Here is a 22425-nt window from a genome sequence, read left to right on the forward strand (position 1 = left end):
TAGAATTGTCATACTGAGCCTGTAGAAAGCCTTCCGTTATGCGTATGGGGCATTCGACAGGCTCAACGTGACAAACTTCTGAGAAAGCAAGATTGATTGATACAGCCTTTTTTATACTGACAATAACCTTTCAGGGAATTGCGAAATTTTTTCGATGGTGAGTTGCTGCATAATCTGGTATAAGTGGGTTTTAAACATATTGATGGTATGTTCACCGCCCTCATCACCTAAAGCGCCAACGCCATACATAAACGGACGGCCCATAAAGTTGAATTCAGAACCAACGGCGTATGCCCTTGCCAAATCAACACCCGAACGGATTCCTCCATCCAACATGATTTTGAGTTTTGATTTGTAAGCTTCATTTCCGGCGAGTTTAATTAAAGAATTGATCGATGATTCGCCCGCATCAATTTGTCGTCCACCGTGATTCGAAACAATAACCCCATCAACACCAATTTGTATGGCTGCCTGCATATCCTCGTCGGTAGCGATGCCTTTTAAAACCAAAGGACCCTTCCAGATTTCGCGGATGGCTGAAACTTTTTCGATATCAACTTTCCCCGTAAATGTTCTGTTCATAAACTGTCCGAGCTGCGACATATCCATTCCTTTTTCCATATATGGCTTTAAGGTAGCAAATGAAGGGATGCCGTGCTGAAGTGTTTTAATTCCCCATAAAGGTCTTGCGAAGGCCTGTAAAATATTGCTTATTGACATTTTTGGTGGAATAGATAAGCCACTTTTAATTTCCTTATACCTTAATCCAAAGGCAGGAACATCTACCAGTACCACCAACACCGGACACTCAACCGCTTTTAATCGTGATAAAATATCATCCCTCAGTTTGTTTTCAGTAGGGTGATAAAGCTGAAACCAGGCTTTTCCTTCCGAAACTTCTGCAATGCGTTCGATACTGCTGGTAGATACCGTACTCAGTGTATAGGGGATATCATGTTTGGCCGCTGCTTTAGCCAGAATTTCAGGTGCGTTGGGCCACATTAAACCTTGTAAACCGATAGGAGATATGCCAAATGGCGCACTATATTTACGACCAAAAAGCTCAACCGACATGTCGATATCTTCACCAACACGTAAGTAATTCGGTTTAAGGTAAATATTACCGAAGTCGCTCTCGTTTCTCGATAAATTAAGTCCCTCATTACAACCACCCTCCAGGTAATCAAAAGCAAATTTAGGGATTCTTGATTTTGCTTTTTTTCTTAAATCGGCTACAGAAGGGAATTGAGGATGGTAAGGGAATGTAATCTTTTTACTCATAATTAAATATTGTATTGGTCAGATTGTGTTTTAAAAATTGAAAACTAATGTTTTGTATTATGTTTTCCATCCTGCACTATCTGCTATTTTTAATTTTAGTTAAGGAGAATGTAGAAAAATATTGTTTGCGCAGGTCTGATCTGTCATTCTGAACGAAGTGAAGAATCCTTTGCAAATAAAGCAACATCAAAAAGATCCTTCATTGCATTCAGGATGACAAATGAGGAGAAGATATGTTGTTAAACCCCATAAAAAGCTTTCGCATTATCGGTGAAAATTAATTTCCTTTCAGCTTCAGAAAATCGAGCTGTGTATTTAGTAACTAAATTAAACCAATCTTCATAAGGCCTGCTGATTAACATTACCGGCCAATCGCTGCCATACATCACACGTTCAGGGCCAAACGCTTCAAAGATCACATCGAAGCAATTAAATAATTCTTTCTCCGTCCAGTTTTGCCAGTCGGCTTCGGCTAAAAGGCCCGACACTTTACATTGTACATTTGGGTTTGCGGCCAAAGTTTTAATGTTTTCAGTCCAGGTTTTCAAATCCTGACTTTTTACATCTGGTTTACCGCAATGGTCCAATACAAATGGCTGATTCGGAATTTGATCAACCATTTGTATAATGGCTTCCAACTGATTGTGGTAACACAATAAATCGTAAGTATAATTGTATTTTTTTAACTGTTTAACACCCGCAATAAAAGCCGGGTTAAGCATAAAATCACGGTTCTCGGCCTGCAGCACATGTCGCCAGCCTTTAATGATCTTATGATTTTGCCAGTAGTTTAAACGTTCATCCAGATTGGGATTAAGCAAATCAACCCAACCCACAATGCCTTTTATGATTTCGTTTTGCGCTGCCAGCTTCAAGAGAAAATGATTTTCATCTTCTGACTGACTGGCCTGCACGGCAATACATCCGGTAATATGAAGTTGGTTATAAGGATCCGTAAGGTTTTCCGGAGAAAAATCTTTGCGGATAATTTTCATATCATCGCTAATCCAATTATCTCTAACCGGATCGAAATTCCAAAAATGTACGTGCGTATCAATCATGTTGTAAAGGCATTAAAGTTTAAATATCTGGTCCATTAAGATCCACTTTTCGCCCGGTTTAGCTCCAGGCAAACCCTGCTGGAATTTCCACATCAGGGTTTCCCATTCCTGCACCTTTGGGTTGGCTAAATCGGCTGCACCTTTGGCTTCAAAAGAAAAACTTTCATTTACCTCCATAATCATAAACAGCCGGCTGCCCGTGAGGTATATCTCCAGATTTTCGATGCCAGAGGAGCTGATACTTTCTTTAATTTCGGGCCAAACCGATTGGTGGTATTGCTTATACTCTTCAATAAGCTTTGCATCATCAACCAGATCGAGCGCCAGGCAATATCTTTTCATATTAATTATCACCGTAAGCTTTAGCCGTTTGTTTACTGGTACCTAAACCATCAATACCCAACTCAACCACATCGCCTGCTTTTAAATACCAGGGCTCAGGTTTCTGGCCTAATCCAACGCCGGCTGGTGTTCCTGTAGATATTACATCGCCTGGCAAAAGCGTCATAAACTGACTGATGTAAGAAATCATAAAAGGAACATTGAAAATCAGGTTCGAAGTATTTCCATCCTGTAAGGTTTTTCCGTTTACGGTTAACCAAAGGCGAAGATTATGTACATCGGCAATTTCATCCTGAGTAGCAATAAATGGCCCGATCGGCGCGAAAGTATCGCAGCTTTTTCCTTTTACCCATTGGCCGTTTCTTTCAATCTGAAACTCACGTTCGCTATAATCGTTGTGCAACACATAACCTGCGATGTGATCCAACGCATTTTCTTCAGAAACATAACTCGCTTTTTTACCAACAACAATGCCCAATTCTACTTCCCAATCGGTTTTTTTACTGTTTTTTGGGATAATTAAGTCATCATTCGGGCCAACGATGGCCGAAGTAGCCTTGAAGAATAAAATCGGCTCGGTTGGAATAGGGGCATTGGTTTCTGCAGCATGGTCTTTGTAATTTAAACCTACACAGATAATTTTAGAAGGACGAGCCAAAGCAGGACCAAGGCGCACAGCTTTATCAACCTGTGGTAAATCAGCAGATTCGATGTCTTTTTTAAGTTTTTCTAAACCGTCGCCAGCAAAAAACTCTTCGTTATAATCTTTTACCAGTGCAGAAACATCGAAATAATTATCGTTGATGATTACTCCTGGTTTTTCAGCTCCCGCTTCTCCAAATCGTATTAATTTCATTATTTTATATTTAAAATTTCGTTATTAATTGTTTAAGGTTGTAAATCCGCCATCAATCGGGTAATCACAGCCCGTAATAAAAGCAGCTTCATCACTGCACAAATATAAAGCCAGCGCGCCTACTTCTTCCGGTTTCGCCATCCGGCCGATAGGTTGTGTTTTAGAAAGTTTTTCGAACATTTCAGGGATATTATCCGGATAGTTTTTCTGTAAAAAGCCATCTACAAAAGGCGTGTGTACCCTTGCCGGGGAGATGGAATTACACCTGATGTTTTCGCCGATATAATCTTTGGCCACACTCATGGTAATGGCTTTCACTGCACCTTTAGCCGCACTATACACGAAACGGTCGGGTAGGCCGACCAAAGCAGCAATTGACGCCATATTGATGATCACACCTCCACCTGCCAAACGGATCTGCGGAATGGCTGCATGCAAACAGTTGTAAACACCTTTAACGTTTACGCGCATTACACGGTCAAAATCCGCTTCTTCAGTCGTATCAGCCTTTCCGATATGCGCAATGCCTGCATTATTGATCAGGATGTTGATCTGCCCGATCTGATTAAAAACCTCATGAACTGCTTTATGGTCAGAAACATCGCAGGCATAACTAAATGCTGTACCGCCATTTTCCTTAATTTCATTGATCGTATCCTGCGCCTGTTCAGTTCCCAGTTCGATGATGTGAACTTCAGCGCCCTGTTTAGCTAAAATGGTTGCAATGGCCTTTCCAATGCCGCTTCCTCCGCCTGTAACCACGGCTCTTTTGTTTTTTAATGAAAACATGTATGGTTATAAATTATAATTGATTAGAATATACAATACAAATAAAATAAATATTGTTGGTTAAAAATTTTATCTTCTTGTCTAAATATTAACAGATATTGTCATACTCCGCCTGTAACATCCCAACTGCCTTACCTTGCGTAAATTTTACAAACACAGAAAGCTAATTTACTTATATTTGAATATTATTTTTATATTTAAATAATATTTTAACCAAATATCACATTTCATCTTTCTGTAAAAGGAGAGCGGTAAGCCACAAATTGAATGAGAAATTTTCTGATTTTTATTTCCTGTTATTTTTTATGTATACCATTTTCTCATGCAACGCAGCGTGCACAAAAAACGATTGTTATTTCTACTGAGCACCATGTTCGCGTAGGTTTTGGCGCAGAAAGAATTTCAAAAGCTTTAACTAAATTAAATTATTCGATCAAAATCGAACAGAAAGACAAAATCGGTAGCGTAAGCAATATGATTGCAATCGGTATATTTTCCGATAAGCTCTTCGCCAATCATCTTCCTGCTGAAGTTAAAAATAAGATCTCCATTACAAAAAAAGAAGGTTTCCATATTTATACCTCAAAAAATGGTGCCATTTATATCATTGGTAACGATGCATCGGGTGCCTTGTATGGCTGTATTGAATTAGCAGATCAAATTAAAAGTAACGGTAAATTACCATTGCAGCTAACCATGTCCGATCAACCCGAAATGGTATTACGCGGCACTTGTATCGGCTTGCAGAAACCAGACTACCTGCCCGGACATGATGTTTACGAATATCCATACACACCCGAAACTTTTCCCTGGTTATATGATAAAGCTTTATGGATCAAATACCTCGATATGATGGTCGAGAACCGTTATAACTCGCTTTATTTGTGGAATGGACATCCCTTTTCTTCTTTATTGAGGTTAAAAGATTATCCTTATGCTGTAGAGGTAGATGATGCTACTTTAAAAAAGAATGAAGAGATTTTTCGGTTTTTAACCACAGAAGCTGATAAACGCGGAATTTGGGTAATCCAAATGTTTTATAATATCATCATCCCAAAACCTTTTGCCGCTAAACATGGATTAAAAACACAGGATCGAAACCGCCCGATTATTCCTTTAATTGCTGATTACACCAGAAAATCGATTGCTGCATTTGTAGAGAAATATCCAAATGTGGGGTTAATGGTGGCTTTGGGAGAAGCGATGGAAGGCGTTGGGCAAGATGATATTGATTGGTTTACCAAAACCATTATTCCAGGAGTAAAAGATGGGTTAAAAGCTGCCGGAATTAAGGAAGAACCTCCAATTGTATTGCGTGCACATGATACAGATGCGCCCAGCGTAATGAAAGCCGCATTGCCACTTTATCATAATTTATATACTGAAAATAAGTTTAACGGAGAGGCCTTGACCACTTATACGCCGCGTGGCGTATGGGCCGATCTGAACAGAAAGTTGGCAGCTATTGGCACTATTAATATCTCGAACGTACATATTTTAGCCAATTTAGAGCCTTTTCGCTATGGCTCGGCAGATTTTATCCAGAAATCAGTTCAAGCGATGAACAAGATTTATGGTGCGAAAGGCTTGCATTTATATCCACAAGCCAGTTATTGGGATTGGCCTTACTCGGCAGAGAAGCTTAATGGCAGGTTGTTAGAAGTAGACCGCGATTGGATCTGGTATAAAGAATGGGCGAGGTATTCGTGGAATTCGCAGCGCGACCGCAAACAGGAAATCGATTATTGGGGCAAAGAACTCAGCGATAAATACGGTACCAATTTAGCAGGTGGTAAAGCCATTTTAAATGCCTACGAAGAATCGGGAGAGATATCGCCTAAACTTTTACGTAGATACGGCATTACCGATGGTAACCGGCAAACGCTGACTTTGGGTATGTTGATGACACAATTGATTAATCCTTACCGATACGGACTTTTTACCTTGTTATACGAATCAGAAGCGCCAGAAGGTGAAATGATTATTGATTATGCAGAAAAGGAATGGAAGAAGCAGGGACATATCGGCGAAACACCCGTTCAGGTGGCAAAAGAGGTGGTTGAACATGGAAAACGAGCCATCCAATCGATAAATGAAGCTGCACCAGACGTAAAAAGGGATACGGCAGAATTTAAAAGGCTTAAAAATGATATTTATTGCTACGATGCCATGGCCAATTTTTATGCAGAGAAAGTAAAAGCGGCGCTTTGGATATTGCGGTATAAATATTCGAACCAGGTAAGCGATTTAGAACAGGCCTTGCCTTTTCTGCAAAAAAGCGTTAATTACTATTCGGAACTGGTTAAACTAACCGATCATACTTATTTATATGCCAACAGTATGCAGACTAAACAGCGTAAAATACCAATGCGTGGTGTAGATAAGACTTTTATCCATTGGAGAGAAATGTTACCCGTTTTTACTAATGAATTAAATCATTTTAAAAGGAGTATCGATTCTTTAAAATTAATAAAAAAAGGAACGCTTGCTGCAATTAAACCTTATAAAACGGCCGATGTTAAGGTAATGAACGAAACTGAAAGTTATATTATCGCCAAAGATGCTTCGCTTTTTACGGATACAACAGTTAAAATTAAAGAAGTTGCGGCGCAGCTAAGTGGTTTAAGGGGTGTCAAATTGAGCAAAGCACAACAAATTAAAAATGGTACAGAAATAAAGTTCAGCACAAAATCTCCTGTAAAATTACTGGTTGGCTTTTTTAACCAGAAAGATCCGCAATACCTGGCTCCGCCACAATTGGAAACTGATGCAAGTGCCAATAATTATGGTCAATCCGAAATTAAAATATCGAATGCGCTGGTACCTTATGGTTTTCCTCCGGTAAATGTACACGCTTATGCTTTCCCGGCCGGAACGCATACATTAAATTTAGGAAAAGGAGTCTGTTTGGTTTTAGGTTTTATTGATGATAAACAGGAACTACGCATTTTTAATGCAGGTTTAGATGGTAGGGGAAAAGATATAGACTGGTTATTCGAATAATGGAAAATACACGAAAATTTATAGCCACGGCAGCATTGTCCATATTGACAATTACTGGCTTTGCGCAACAGAAATCTATTTTAGGAACAGAAAAGCTGAAGAAGTACGTCGAATATTTTAATTCGATAGATACGGAAGCGGTAAAGAATTATATTCCAAATAGCGAGGCTTTTGAATGGCTTGCCGATCAGGCTCCTTTATTCGAATGTCCTGATTCGGTATTGGAACAGAATTATTACTACCGCTGGTGGACTTACCGTAAACATCTGGTTAAAACGCCCGAAGGTTTCATTTTTACCGAGTTTATTGAACCGGTTAAACATGCAGGAAAATACAATTCCATAAGCTGTGCACTAGGTCACCACATTTACGAAGGCAGGTGGCTAAAGGACAACAGTTACCTGAAAGATTATGTCAAATTCTGGCTTTACCATGCAGATGTGGGGCAAAGCAAGCAGCGTTTTCATCAATTTAGCAGCTGGGTGGATGATGCGGTGTATCAAAACTATCTGGTGAAACCGGATCAGGGATTTTTGAAAGAAATTTTGCCTGCACTGGATAAAGATTACGAAAAATGGGAATCGCAACGACAGCTTAAAAACGGATTGTTCTGGCAGCATGATGTTAAGGACGGCATGGAAGAATCAATCAGCGGATCACGCAAAGACCAGAACCAGCGACCAACAATAAACAGTTACATGTATGGCAACGCCATGGCTTTAGATAAAATTGCTACACTTTTAGGTGACGGCGCGCTCGCTGGTAAGTATAAAAACAAAGCAATTGCGCTTAAAAAACTGGTTCAGGATAGTTTGTGGAATGCTTCTGCTTCATTTTTTGAAACAAGAAAAGCCAAAGGCGGTTCAGCTGATGTACGGGAAGCTATCGGTTTTACGCCCTGGGATTTTAATTTACCCGATGATCAGGCCAGCTATGCAAAAGCCTGGGACCAGTTATTGGATACTGCCGGATTTAAAGCGCCTTGGGGATTAACCACAGCCGAAAGGAGAAACCCAACATTCAGAACAAGAGGAACAGGACATAGCTGCGAATGGGATGGAGCACTTTGGCCTTTTGCCAGTTCGCAGACATTAAAAGGATTGGCAAATCTGCTCACGAATTATAAAAAACATGGTAAAATGAATGCCGAGGTCTTTTATCAGGAATTGCACCAGTATGCAGCATCGCATGTCAAAAACGGAAAACCTTATATAGGGGAATACCAGGACGAAAAAACCGGGGAATGGTTAAAGGGTGACAACCCTCGAAGTAGTTTCTATAACCACTCTACCTTTAATGATTTAATTATCAATGACCTGATTGGTATAAAGCCACGTCAGGATGATGTGCTTGAAATTTTTCCCTTAATTCCTAAAAATCAATGGGATTGGTTTATACTGGATAATGTTTTCTATCATGGTAAAATAGTAACGGTTTTATGGGACAAAACAGGAACAAAATATAACAGGGGTAAGGGGTTACTGGTGTTTGTTGATGGTAAAGAAATTTATAAAGGCAAAGATTTGAAGCCTTTAAAGGTTAGGATGGATTAAATTAACTATCTCTCGTCCTCGGTCTGTGTCCCCACAGACCGAAGTAAATGTTTATTGGTTCGTGAAGACACGAACCAGGGAGATAGAAAAGCGATAAAATCGCTGATCTCATTCATCCTCGTTACAAACGAGGACGAGGATTTTACGAATAAATTAAATGCCTCGGTTCGTGTCTTCACGAACCGAACCATAATAAAAAATCAATGAAATACATATTCAAAACCTTGCTTTTTGTACTTGCAATAAGCACTTCCTTAACCGTTAAAGCCCAATCTTACTATAACGTAATTAAATACGGTGCAAAAAATGATAGCAGTAAACTGGCCACAACTGCCATTAGAAATGCAATAGAAGCCGCATCCAAAGCAGGTGGTGGTACTATTTATTTTCCTGCCGGAAAATATTTAACAGGTGCAATTCACCTAAAAAGTAACATCACCATATTGATTGATGCCGGTGCCGAATTACATTTTAGCGATAATTTTGATGATTATTTACCGATGGTGAAAAGCCGTTACGAGGGCGTAGATGTAACCAGTTTTTCGCCTTTGTTTTACGCCTATAAGGCAGAAAATATTTCAATCATTGGTCGTGGAATTATCGATGGACATGGCAAAAAGTGGTGGGATTTTGTAGAAGGTTATAAAGAAGGTCAACCGCGATCGAAATGGCAGACTACTTTTGATGGTTTAAATAAGGATATTATTCTTCCTGAAGACCCTAAACAGATGAAGAGAGGGTTTCTCCGTCCGCCTTTTATACAGCCTATGTTTTGCAAAAACGTATTGATTGATGGAATTACCATCCGCAATTCTCCTTTTTGGACCATAAATCCTGAGTTTTGCGAAAATGTAAAAGTTCATGCGGTTACCATCAACAATCCCCATTCGCCGAATACAGACGGGATCAATCCTGAATCTTGTAAAAATGTACACATTTCAGATTGCCACATCAGTGTGGGCGACGACTGCATTACCATTAAATCAGGCAAGGATGCACCCGGGAGAAAAATGGCCGTTCCGGCAGAAAATTACGTGATTACAAATTGTACGATGTTATCAGGTCATGGCGGAGTGGTTATTGGCAGTGAGATGTCGGGCGATGTGCGCAAAATAGCCATCTCGAATTGTGTCTTTGATGGAACAGATCGGGGAATCCGCATCAAAACTGCCCGTGGAAGAGGCGGTGTGGTTGAAGAGATCAGGGTGAGCAATATTATCATGAAAAACATTAAAGATCAGGCTATCGTATTGGATATGCAGTATGCAAAAACCAATGTAGTACCTGTTTCTGATCGAACGCCTGTTTTTAGAAATATCCATTTCAGCAGTATTACTGGTCAGGTTAATCAGGCAGGCTATTTAAATGGTTTAGAAGAAATGCCTATCGACAATATTACTTTCAATGACATCAATATGGACGCTAAAACTGGTTTTTCCATCAATAATTCCAGTAATATTGAATTTCATAATGTAACCGTAAATACAGAATTGGGACCATCTTTGAAGGTAGCTAACGTGAATAATTTAATTGTTGATGGTTTTAAAAGCAATAAACCAAATGCAAATTCAGCAGTAATCGATCTTAAGGATGTATCTGATCTGTTTTTGTACAATGCTTTTCCTGTAAAAGAAACTATTACGTATTTGAAATTAAGCGGGGCGGAAACCAAAAATATATACCTTGGGAATAATAATTTCAGAAAGGTTAAACAGGCCGTTAAAAAGGAAAAAGAAGTAACAGCAAGCATCGAAATTATTTCGGGCGATAAAGGACAATAACATGAGGTTTAAACTTTTTTTAGGCATTTTATCTTTGACATTGGTTGCATACAGCGACAGTTTTGCGCAACAAAACAACCATACTTTGTGGTACACCAAACCCGCAGAAAAATGGACAGATGCTTTACCGGTTGGTAACGGCCGCATCGGCGCTATGATTTTTGCAGGCACAATGGTTGATCATATCCAGTTTAACGAAGAAACCTTATGGACAGGAAAACCAAGGGGTTACAACCGCAAAGGAGCCTTTAAATATTTAAACGACATTAGAGAATTGCTTTTTGAGGGCAAACAAAAAGAAGCCGAGGCTCTTGCTCAGGCAGAATTTATGGGACTGCAAAGCGAACCAGGAGACAGGAATGCCTGGGTAAACCAAATGAAAAACGGGAAGGGCATTCAGGGCAACCCTGCGTTAGCCAGTTTCGATGATAAACTTTGGAAAAGCATTAAAGTACCTGCTTTTAATGGATGGGAGACTGTGGGTTTAGCCAATTTAGATGGTGCAGTGTGGTTTAGAACAAGTTTTGATGTTCCCGCAAATTGGATTGGAAAAGATCTGGTAATTGATCTTAACCGCATTCGTGATCAGGATTTTACCTATATCAATGGCCAACTGGTTGGCAATACCGATAATAGTGATCCAAGAAAATACACTATTCCTGCAAAGCTGATCAAAAAGGGGAAAAATACAATTGCCATACAGGTACTCAACTATTTCGATAAAGGCGGTTTAGTAGGTTATAAGGATACTTCAAAAAAAATAGGCATTTACCCTGTGGGCAGCAGTGTTGAGCAGGGCATTTCATTGGTTAAAGCGTGGGAATATAAAATCCAGGATGAAAATCCACCGGCCGTTCCTCAATATCAGGAAAGTTACCAGCCGTTTGGCGACCTGAACTTATACTTTAAACTTAACAAATCGCTGGTGAGCAATTATAAACGCTCACTTGATATCAGTACTGCTGTTGCTAAAACTAGCTTTACCAGCAATGGGATAAATTATCAGCGCGAATATTTTGCCAGCCAGCCTGATCAGGCTATAGTCATTCATTTAACTGCCGATAAATCTAAAGCCATCAGTTTTGATGCCGAATTATCGAGCCCTCACCGCAAGTCGGCGGTTAAAAAACTGGATAAACAGACGCTGGCTTTGACGGTGTCGGTTAAAAACGGTGTATTAAAAGGAGAAAGCAGGTTAACAGCCATTATTAAAAAAGGCAGTTTAAAAATCGCAAATGGAAAAATCAGTATCAATCAGGCAGATGAAGTGATGCTTTATTTAACTGCGGGTACCAATTTTATTAGTGCGCAGGATGTTTCAGGAAATCCGGCAACGGCCAATGTTAAAGCACTTAATGGTTTAAAAGGTAAAGCATACACCGAAATTAAACAGAACCACATTAAAGAATATCAAACCTATTATAACAACTTTAGCGTTGATTTTGGACATTCTGAGAATGAAAACCTGCCGACAGATGAAAGATTGGAAAAATTTGCGAGCGCTAATGATCCTGCATTTGCAGCGCTTTATCTGCAATACGGTCGGTATTTGTTGATTTCGAGTTCCAGGCCAGGAACACAGCCTGCTAATCTTCAAGGGATTTGGAACGACCTGCTCACACCGCCATGGGGAAGTAAGTATACCACGAATATTAACCTCGAAATGAACTATTGGCCCACCGAAATCCTCAATTTATCAGCCTTAAACGAACCACTTTTTAATAAAATTAAAGGCTTATCAAAAACTGGTGCTGAAACGGCAAAAGCATATTATAATGCCCGTGGCTGGGTATTACACCACAATACTGATTTATGGAATGCTACAGCCCCGATTAACGCTTCCGATCATGGCATTTGGGTAAGTGGTGGTGCTTGGCTAAGTCAGCATTTGTGGGAACATTATCAATTTAGTAAAGACCGTAAATTCCTGGAGACAGAGGCTTATCCCTTAATGAAACAGGCCGCTTTGTTTTTTGAGGATTTTTTAGTGAAAGACCCAAAAACAGGCTGGTTGATCAGTACACCATCCAATTCGCCCGAAAATGGTGGTTTAGTGGCTGGTCCGACGATGGATCATCAGATTATTCGATCTCTTTTTAAAAATTGTATCGCTGCTAGCGAGGTGTTAAATGTTGATGAAGATTTCAGGAAATCCCTGACAGAGAAAGTTAAACAAATTGCTCCAAATCAGATTGGCAAATATGGACAACTACAAGAGTGGTTGGAAGATAAAGACGATACCACCAATAAACACCGTCACGTTTCTCATTTATGGGGTGTTTATCCCGGAAATGACATTACATGGGACAGTAACGAAAAAATAATGCAAGCTGCAAAACAATCTTTATTGTATCGCGGAGATGATGCTACGGGCTGGAGTTTAGCCTGGAAAATAAATTTCTGGGCACGGTTTAAGGATGGCGACCATGCGATGAAACTGATCAAAATGTTAATTAAACCAGCCCATAATGGTGCAGGTTCTTATGTAAACCTTTTTGATGCACATCCTCCTTTCCAGATTGATGGAAATTTTGGTGGTGCAGCAGGAATTGCTGAAATGATTGTGCAAAGCCATCAGGGTTATCTGGATATTTTACCAGCTTTGCCAACAGCTATTCCAAATGGAGAAATTAAAGGCTTGCAGGCACGTGGTGGATTTGAACTGAATTTGACATGGAAAAACGGCTTACTAACCTCGCTTACCATAAAATCTAAAACTGGGGGGAATTGTAAAGTCCATTATAAAAACAATAAGATAAGTTTTGAAACCAAAATGGGTGGAACTTATAAACTGAATGGAGATTTGAAATGACAAGAGACTTTAAAGGCATTTTAGAAAGAAATTTGAACGTAATGAGGTCCGTGGGGACACGTACCTCGGCTATAGATTTGAAAGAGCGATGAATTTACTTACGAAATCTAAAGGGACTGAGCGGGAGAAGATTTCGTCAGTCTTAGCCTATAGTCCAGTAAATACTTCCGAAGTTTGCCATCTCACCATCTTACAAAACTTCGGAAGAAACCTTTTGCGTCGCCTTGGTTCGTGTCTCCACGAACCGATAACCTACTCAAATCTTAGACGGAAACTTTTACTATCTTTTTGCGCTATTTTCTTGCTGGGAATCAATTTCGTTCATGCCCAAAGTTCAATCAGAAAAGATATTTCCTTAAACTCCAATTGGTTCACCATTGCCGATGAAAAAAGCGATACTTATGATGGCTTTCAGCAGGCCAATTTTAAAACTATAGACTGGAAAAATGTTAATGTTCCACACAATTGGGACCAATACGAAGGCTATCAACGGAAACTTCATGGCAATAAACATGGTTTTGCCTGGTACCGGAAAACATTCAACACCAATGAAATTAAACCCGGTAAAAGGTTCTTCTTATATTTTGAAGGGGTAGGTTCTTATGCAACTGTCTGGTTAAATGGCAAAAAAGTAGGCTATCATGCGGGCGGAAGAACAACTTTTACATTAGATGTTACTGCTGCAATTAAGCTGAACAATCAGGAAAATATTTTGGCCGTTCGTGCCGATCATCCTGCAAACATTCAGGATTTACCCTGGGTTGATGGCGGTTGCGCTACTGAACGCGGTTTTTCGGAAGGTTCGCAACCCATGGGAATTTTCCGTCCGGTGCATTTAATTGTAACCAATGATATCCGTGTTGAACCATTTGGTATCCACATCTGGAACGACAACAAAATTTCAGAAAAGACCGCAGTATTAAACCTGAGTACAAACATTAAAAACTATGCTTTAAAGCCAAAAAATGTATCGGTAATTAACAGACTGTTTGATTCAGGCGGAAAGCTAGTTAAGGAAATTAAAAAAACACTAGTTGTTCCTGCTGGGAAAGAAATCCAGATCAATCAGCAAACCGACAAAATAATCAATCCAAAACTTTGGTCTCTGGAAAGCCCATATCTCTATACACTGCAAACCACCATCATCGAAAATGGAAAAATTGTAGATGAACTGAACACACCTTACGGCATCCGCTGGATCAGCTGGCCTACAGGCGATCAGGCCAACCAAAAGCAATTTTTATTAAATGGAAAGCCAGTCTTTATCAATGGTATTGCAGAATATGAGCATTTAATTGGACAGAGCCATGCTTTTAGTAAGGAACAGATCAGATCGAGGGTGATGCAGATTAAAGCAGCAGGTTTTAATGCCTTTCGCGATGCGCACCAGCCACACAATTTATTGTATTCTGATTATTGGGATAAGGAGGGGATTTTGTGCTGGACGCAAATGGCGGCCCATATCTGGTACGATACGCCCGAATTCAGAAAGAATTTTAAAGCGCTTTTAACGGATTGGGTAAAAGAAAGAAGGAACAGTCCTGCGGTAGTGTTATGGGGATTGGAAAATGAAAGTACCCTTCCTGAAGATTTCGCAAAAGAGTGTTCCGAACTGATCAGAAAACTGGATCCAACCGCTTCTTCACAAAGAAAAGTAACTACCTGTAATGGCGGTAAAGGAACCGATTGGGATGTACCTCAAAACTGGACAGGTACCTATGGAGGCAATCCTTTAACCTATGGTGAAGACTTACAAAAACAGATTTTAGTAGGAGAATATGGTGCCTGGAGAACCATTGATCTTCATACCACTGATGCCAATGGAAAAGGATACACGGAAAACAAAATGACCGACCTGATGGAAACCAAGGTGCGACTGGCCGAATCGGTAAAAGATAAAACAGCAGGTCATTTTTTTTGGCTGTATAGCTCGCATGATAATCCTGGCCGGGTTCAGGGTGGGGAAGGTCTGCGCGATTTAGATCGCATTGGTCCGGTAAACTACAAGGGCATGTTTACTCCCTGGGAGGAACCAACAGATGTTTTTTACATGTTCCGGTCTAATTATGCGCTTAAAGCAACACAACCGATGGTATATATTGTATCGCATACCTGGCCAAACCGTTGGATAAAAGCTGGCATCAAAGATAGTGTAGTGGTGTATTCTAACTGTGATGAAGTAGAACTTTTTAATGATGTAAACGGACAGTCATTAGGCAAGAAAAAACGTGGGGCAATTGGTACGCATTTCCAATGGGATAAACCGAATATTCAGTATAATGTTTTGTATGCTATAGGTTATGTTAACGGGATGCCTGTAGCTAAAGATCAGATCATTTTACAGAACTTGCCACAAAGCCCTAATTTCAATCTGTTGGTTACCGATAAGAAAATAATCAATCCTGAAAATAGCTGTCACTATGTTTATCGTTTAAACTGTGGAGGAGGGGATTATACTGATGTGAACGGCAATCAATGGTCTGCCGACCGGAATTTAACTTCGGCTGATCGTTTTGGATCTACCTCATGGACGGCTAATTTTCCGGGTGTGCCCGATTTTTTCGCCAGTCAACGCCGTACTTTTCAACCGATTAACGGCACTAAAGACTGGAAGCTTTTTCAAAGTTTCAGATATGGCAGAGACCAGTTAAAATATCACTTTCCATTGCCAGATGGAGAATATTTGGTTGAACTTTATTTCATTGAACCCTGGCTGGGCATTGGTGGCGGTTTTGATGCTAAGGCCATGCGTTTATTTGATGTGGCCTTTAACGGAAAAACAGTTATTAAAGATTTAGATATCTGGAAAGGAGCCGGTAGCAATACATTATTGAAGAAAACAATCAAAACTTCAATCAAAGGCGGCTTTTTGGATATTAATTTCCCTGAGGTGAAAGTGGGGCAGGCAGTGATTTCGGGCATTGCAATAGCCAGTTTAGATCAAAGTATTAAACCTGCACAAGCAAGCAATTCGCTTTTAACCAACATCAAAAATGCTGAATTAAACAGCTGGCTGGATATTGGCGAAGCGCAGTTTAAAAACGAAAAATCAGCATTTACTGATTTACCTTCAAATTTATACGGCGCTGAATGGCTAAAAGCCACACGTGGACAGGAAAGCATCGAATTTACCGCTACTGATAGTGTTGATGCCTTTATTGCACTGAATAAAAACAGTAGTGTTCTTCAAGGATTTGAAAATACCAAAAGCACTTTAGGCAACAGCAATAATGAAACGTTTGATCTTTATCGCAGAAGACTTGTCCCGACCGAAAGAATCATTTTTGATAGCAGGGTGGTCAGCGTTTTTGTGTTGCCCGTTACCCATTTACAACCCGCTTACGATTTAAAAACCACCACAAGCTATAAAGCTACTGATGGCATTTTAGATGGGAAAGATATTACAAAAGCAGTATTAATGAACAAACAGCGCGTAATTTTTAATGCTGCCAACCGGGGGAACCTCACCTGGAATATTTCAGTTGGCGTTGCTGATACCTACTCTCTAACCATTAAATATCATAATCCGTCCAATCAGCCACTGAAAGCTAAACTGGAATTTTTATCGGCAGATGGAACCTTAATGAAAACAGAAATAGCAGAATTTGCCCCTACAAAAGAGGGGAAATGGAATTACCTGAACACCAATACCGGAAGCATGATTAATGCCGGAAGTTACCAATTGCGTTTAACCGCCACAGAAACCAAAGGACTGGCAGTTGATGTTTTAGATGTTCAATAAGATAAGATGGTATAATATGTGGCAAAAATCTTATATTAATGATGATATTTAGCGATGCATATTTGTTTTAACCAAATTAATAAACGAGCCAACAAGTAATGAGAGGTCTACCCGTATTCGATCTTGCGATCATCTTCATTTACCTTGTCGGGATGATATTAGTTGGGGTTTATTTTTCGCGAAAAAATAAAAACTCCGAGCAATTTACAAAAGCTTCGGGCCTGATCCCCGGATGGGCGATAGGTTTATCTATTTATGCGACATTTTTAAGCAGTAATACTTTTTTGGGTGTGCCCGGTAAATCTTTTGGCGGCAACTGGAATGCATTTGTATTTAGTATTTCGATGCCATTGGCGGCGTGGGTGGCTTCTAAGTATTTTGTGCCATTTTACCGCAATAGCGGAGAGATCTCAGCTTATACCCATTTAGAAAAACGTTTCGGCGCATGGGCAAGGGTATATGCAGTAGTTTGTTTTCTGTTGACGCAGTTGGCCAGAATGGGATCGATATTTTTCGGAATTGCGCTGAGCCTGCAGGCACTTACAGGCTATTCTATGCTGATGATTATGATCGTAATGGGGATCTGTATCATTGTTTATACCGTTTTAGGAGGGATTGAAGCGGTAATATGGACAGAAGTGGTACAGGCCATTGTGAAAACCCTGGGTGCGCTACTCATTTTGTACCTGATTATTACGAATATGCCGGGAGGTGTATCAAAGATTGTAGAGATTGGGAAATCTGCCGATAAATTTAGCCTTGGCAGTTTTAAATTCGATTTTGTCGGATCGTCGTTTTGGGTGGTTTTGCTTTATGGTTTTTTCATTAACCTGAACAATTTTGGAATGGATCAGAATTATATTCAGCGTTACCATACCGCATCATCAGGTAAAGCGGCTTCGAAATCAATCTGGTTATGTGTTTGGTTATACATCCCTGCGTCATTGCTGTTTTTCATTATAGGATCTTGCTTATTCGCTTACTATGAGGTTAATCCGGAATTGGTGCAGTCGGTCAAACATCAGGTAGCTATTGAGCATTTGCCTTTACATGCTTCGGTAGTAGATGTTCTGAAAGTACAAAATGCTTTGGTTCCGTCAGATTATGGAGATAAAATAATGCCGCATTTTATGGTTACCAAGATTCCGGCTGGTTTGGTTGGACTGATTGTTTCGGCCATTTTATCTGCAGCCATGAGTACCATTAGTTCTGGAATGAATGCTTCGGCAACCGTGTTTTCAGTAGATATTTACAAAAGATATTTCAAACCCGACATCACCGAAAAACAAAATTTATCGCTGTTACATTTGGCTACGGTAGGATTTGGCTTGCTGGGCATGATTGCTGGAATTGCCATGATCGGTGTAAAAAGCATTTTGGATGTTTGGTGGGAATTATCCGGCATTTTTGCGGCCGGCATGCTGGGCTTGTTTTTATTGGGTATCATCAGCAGGCAAACTAAAAATCATGAAGCCATTACTGCAACCATCATCGGTATTGCTGTAATTATATGGATGACATTTTCTTCACTTCTTCCTCCGCAATATGAAGTTTTTAGAAATCCTTTACATAAAAACATGATTATCGTAATCGGTACTTTAACCATTTTTTTAACAGGACTTTTCCTGACAAAAATTAAGAACAAAAAGATAAAAACAGCCCATTAAGCTCATTAAGTACTTATTCGAGGCAAAAAATATAGCACATTTACCATATCAAATTATAATGGAAAACTCACAAAAAGGGTTCATCCCGGTTATGCTCACGCCATTTTTAAACAATGGGAACATTGATTATCCTGCTTTAACACAACTTACGGAGATTTATTTACAGGCAGGAGCTTCAGGTTTGTTTGCCAATTGCCTGTCGAGCGAGATGTTCGAATTGAGTGATAAAGAAAAAATCCAGGTCATAAAACACGTAATAAAAGTGGCAAACGGTGCAGTGCCTGTTGTAGCTACCGGAACCTTTGGCGGCGAAATTACCAAACAGGCCGATTTTATAAAAGAAGTAAGTGATGCAGGTGTAGAAGCCGTAATTGCCATTACCAGTTTATTGGCTAATGAAGCGGAAAGCGATGAAATATTTAACGAACGTGTGTTCGACCTGTTACATCAAACCAATGAAATTCCGATGGGTTTTTACGAATGCCCTGTACCCTACAAAAGAGTATTAAAACCACAGCAACTGGCCGATTTTGTCGCTACAGGAAGGGTAATTTATCATAAAGATACCAGCCTGGATCTTAATCAGATAAAAGAAAAACTTAAACTCATCGAGGGGTATGCTTTTGGTTTGTACGATGCCTACATGGTTCACGCAGTTGATTCGCTGAAAGCAGGTGCTTCAGGGGTATCCTGTATTCAGGGTAATTACTTTCCTGAATTAATTGTTTGGTTATGTGATCATTATAATGACGAATCGCTTAATGGGGAGGTACATGCCGTGCAGCAGTTTTTGATCGATAATATGGAGGTGATGCATCATGTTTATCCGGTGGTCTCCAAATATTTTCTCCAAAAAAGGGGTTTAAATATTTCGACTTTTACACGCAGAAATGTGGGCGCATTTACAACAAGCGAAGTAAAAGGAATGGAAACCTTATTTGATGATTATACTTCGCTACGCAATAATTTGAATATTAAGGTTTTTATATGATATTTTTTAAACCACGCAGGTTTAAAAAATCTGCGTGGTTTGACTCATTTCCATGGTCTGTGTCCCCACAGACCATAATTGTCATAATCAAAGATTTCGATCTGTGGGGACACAGACCGAGGGGAATAGTTAAACGATTCTATCGTTTGCAAACGATAAACTAATCAACGCGCGTTAGCAAAGTATATTTTAAACCTCGCAGGTTTCAAAAAACTGCGGGGTTTGTTATCCTGGCTTAATTCAAATACTTCCTTTTATAATCCAATGGCGTCATTCCTGTTACTTTTTTAAAGTGCCTGTAAAAATTCGATACATTATTGAAGCCGCAATCAAAACAGATCATTTCGGTTGGCAGTTTATTCTCAATCAGGAAACGACAGGCGTGGCTCACCCTGATCTCGATCAAAAAATCATAAAAAGTCTTTTTCGTCATTAATTTAAAATAACGGCAGAAAGAAGTCACGCTTAAATTGCTTAACGATGCCACTTCCTCTAAAGTAATATCCTTTTTATAATTACTAAGCGTATAATTGCAGATTTTATTGATGCGTAAAGTTTCCGATTCGTTCGATTGATAAAAAGTATTTTTACTGGTTACAATGGTCGAATATTCATCCGTTTCTGCGAGCGTTTTTAAGATCGAAAGTAAAATAATAATGCGGTCTAAATTCGTAGCATCAACAGCTGCCCGCATTAAATCAACCAGTTTATCTTTAGCCTTACCTTTAATTACCATGCCACTTTTGGCTTTTTCGAACAGTTTAGGAATCAGGTAAGCTTCGGGCAAAGTAAGCAGGTATTTGCCCAAACAATCAGGCAAAAAATGGATCACCATGGCTTCCGTTGTTAGATTGGGATTGTTCTGGAAATACTCATCCTTGCAGCGCCAGGTATGCGGCAGGTTTTCGCCCAGCAATACCATTTCGTCAGGCACAAAATTACTAATGTTATCGCCGATAAAACGTACACCTTCACCTTTGATTACATAATGGAGTTCCAGTTCGGGATGATAATGCCAGATGTTTCCAAAATCGGGTTTAACATCATGGCGGATACTAAAAGAACTTTGTAAAGTAATGGGAACTTTATGGAAATGGGGTTTCATCTCAGGATTAAAATATTTGGTTAGCACTGCAACAATCTACTAAGCTAAATTTTTGCAGCAGACATAAAGTTAAAGAGTTAAATGATAATATCCTATATTAATTGGCTAAAAACCATTAGAAAATAGTGTTTTTCTATGTTGAGTTTTGTATTAAGCCAAATGGGCGTAACCAAATTATAAACAGACAAATTATTTTCATATAAATTTTTTGTTTATTAATAAATTATGAGACAAGGAAAAACAACCAAAAATTCCACTAATTTAGACTGGGTATTTAAACATCCTCTTCATCAAAACTGTTGGTGGTGGAAGGTTTGCAATTAAAAATTTTATGCTTCCAAAAAAAGCAAATCCAGTTAAAACATATTCAATTCAAAATATCAAATACATGAAATTATCCATTTTGGCCTTTTTGTTAACGTTCTCCGGCATAACAGCCATTTTTGCACAGACCAATTCAGCTGCCAATAAGGAAGCCTATACCAAAATGATTACTGAGCGCGCGGCTAAAATTGTGACCAAGCTATACCTTAATGATGCGAAGAAAACAGAAAAGGCAACGGTAATTGTGCGCGATCAATACAGCAATTTGAATGATATTTATGCAGCCCGTGATGCCAGGGTTAAAGAAATTAAAGAAAAAAACAAAGATAATAAAGTAGAACGCGACTCGGCACTGGCAAAAGATGGCCTTATTGTAGAAAGAGCTTTAAATAAGCTGCACAAAAAATACATCAGCAAACTTTCTGCTCAATTGACTAATGAGCAGGTAGAGCTGGTTAAAAACGGCATGACTTATAATGTGTTGCCCATCACTTATAAAGCTTATCAGGAAGAAATTTTAACGCTGACCGAAGATCAGAAAAAACAGATCCTGAGTTGGCTAACCGAGGCCCGGGAGCATGCTATGGATGCAGAGTCATCTGATAAAAAACATGCTTGGTTTGGCAAATACAAAGGCCGCATCAACAATTACCTTTCAGCAGCAGGTTACGACCTTAAAAAGGAAGGCATAGAATGGGAGAAAAGGCGAAAGGCCAAGGCTGGAGTCAATTAATTTCTAATAATTTAAGGGCATAAATTTTTTTATTATTTTTTATTTAAGAATACTTCATTTATATATGAATTTATTTATACCTTGTATGATCAATTAAAAAAGGTATAAATGCGCCTTAAATTTTGTTTTATGCTGAAAAATAATTCAAAATTTAACGGGGAGATTAGCTAGGATTACCAATTTAATTATAGTTCGAATTATAATACATTTTCTAACCAGATAATTCACAGAGATCAAAATATAAATGAGCCAAATTACCTTAAATTTTTTGTCCTATAAATTTTAATAAGCGTTAGTTGATGTTATCTTTTTTAAGGTAATAATTGATCGCCTATTACCGATAATTAATTTACGACGGTAATTATTATGAGGCCAAACTAGAGAT

Annotated in this window: 14 protein-coding genes; 8 read left to right on the top strand and 6 right to left on the bottom strand. The window is 39.2% G+C overall.

Translation table 11 applies throughout. From position 1 onward, the window contains the following. Window positions 1-111: 111 nt before the first annotated feature. The 5 genes from BCL90_RS14060 to BCL90_RS14080 all read right to left on the bottom strand — a co-directional run bounded on the left by BCL90_RS14060 (window position 112) and on the right by BCL90_RS14080 (window position 4329). A complete protein-coding gene (locus tag BCL90_RS14060; RefSeq protein WP_121284645.1) occupies window positions 112-1281 on the bottom strand; it encodes an alpha-hydroxy acid oxidase in 1170 nt (389 codons plus the stop codon). 239 nt (window positions 1282-1520) lie between these two features. After that, window positions 1521-2342 (bottom strand): amidohydrolase family protein, encoded by an 822-nt coding sequence (locus BCL90_RS14065; RefSeq protein WP_121284646.1) that lies wholly within the window; start codon window positions 2340-2342, stop codon window positions 1521-1523. 12 nt (window positions 2343-2354) lie between these two features. Next, window positions 2355-2684: an L-rhamnose mutarotase gene (locus BCL90_RS14070; protein ID WP_121284647.1), complete on the bottom strand. Its 330-nt coding sequence runs from the start codon at window positions 2682-2684 to the stop codon at window positions 2355-2357. Window position 2685: 1 nt separating this feature from the next. Then, window positions 2686-3540: a fumarylacetoacetate hydrolase family protein gene (locus tag BCL90_RS14075; RefSeq protein WP_121284648.1), complete on the bottom strand. Its 855-nt coding sequence runs from the start codon at window positions 3538-3540 to the stop codon at window positions 2686-2688. Window positions 3541-3564: 24 nt separating this feature from the next. After that, window positions 3565-4329 (bottom strand): SDR family NAD(P)-dependent oxidoreductase, encoded by a 765-nt coding sequence (locus BCL90_RS14080; protein WP_121284649.1) that lies wholly within the window; start codon window positions 4327-4329, stop codon window positions 3565-3567. Between the two features lie 267 nt (window positions 4330-4596). Between BCL90_RS14080 and BCL90_RS14085 the strand changes: the two genes are divergently transcribed. From BCL90_RS14085 to BCL90_RS14115, 7 genes are all read left to right on the top strand, one after another. After that, window positions 4597-7332 (top strand): alpha-d-galacturonidase, encoded by a 2736-nt coding sequence (locus BCL90_RS14085; protein WP_121284650.1) that lies wholly within the window; start codon window positions 4597-4599, stop codon window positions 7330-7332. Then, window positions 7332-8885, top strand: a complete 1554-nt coding sequence (locus tag BCL90_RS14090) for an MGH1-like glycoside hydrolase domain-containing protein (protein WP_121284651.1) — start codon at window positions 7332-7334, stop codon at window positions 8883-8885. Before BCL90_RS14085 ends, BCL90_RS14090 begins: the two co-directional genes overlap by 1 nt. 203 nt (window positions 8886-9088) lie before the next feature. Continuing rightward, window positions 9089-10666 carry a glycoside hydrolase family 28 protein gene (locus BCL90_RS14095; RefSeq protein ID WP_121284652.1) on the top strand — a complete coding sequence of 526 codons (1578 nt, stop codon included), beginning with the start codon at window positions 9089-9091 and terminating at the stop codon, window positions 10664-10666. A 1-nt stretch (window position 10667) separates the two neighbouring features. Beyond that, a complete protein-coding gene (locus tag BCL90_RS14100; RefSeq protein WP_121284653.1) occupies window positions 10668-13478 on the top strand; it encodes a glycoside hydrolase family 95 protein in 2811 nt (936 codons plus the stop codon). Between the two features lie 301 nt (window positions 13479-13779). Further along, the gene (locus BCL90_RS14105) at window positions 13780-17220 is read left to right on the top strand and encodes a malectin domain-containing carbohydrate-binding protein (protein ID WP_244095080.1); all 3441 of its coding nucleotides are present in this window, start codon (window positions 13780-13782) and stop codon (window positions 17218-17220) included. Between the two features lie 98 nt (window positions 17221-17318). After that, entirely contained in the window at window positions 17319-18887 is a 1569-nt protein-coding gene (locus BCL90_RS14110; RefSeq protein WP_121284655.1) for a sodium:solute symporter, read from the top strand. A 58-nt stretch (window positions 18888-18945) separates the two neighbouring features. After that, on the top strand, window positions 18946-19878 hold the full coding sequence (locus tag BCL90_RS14115; protein WP_121284656.1) for a dihydrodipicolinate synthase family protein: 933 nt from the start codon (window positions 18946-18948) through the stop codon (window positions 19876-19878). A gap of 235 nt (window positions 19879-20113) precedes the next feature. On the opposite strand, the gene BCL90_RS14120 is transcribed toward BCL90_RS14115, so the two are convergent. Beyond that, window positions 20114-20983, bottom strand: coding sequence for an AraC family transcriptional regulator (locus BCL90_RS14120; protein ID WP_121284657.1), 870 nt, complete (start codon window positions 20981-20983; stop codon window positions 20114-20116). A 388-nt stretch (window positions 20984-21371) separates the two neighbouring features. Here BCL90_RS14120 and BCL90_RS14125 point away from each other — a divergent pair, with 388 nt between their 5' ends. Continuing rightward, entirely contained in the window at window positions 21372-22040 is a 669-nt protein-coding gene (locus BCL90_RS14125) for a DUF3826 domain-containing protein (RefSeq protein ID WP_244095081.1), read from the top strand. The last annotated feature ends 385 nt before the right edge of the window (window positions 22041-22425 follow it).

The organism is Pedobacter alluvionis (assembly GCF_003664035.1).
GTDB lineage: Bacteria > Bacteroidota > Bacteroidia > Sphingobacteriales > Sphingobacteriaceae > Pedobacter > Pedobacter alluvionis.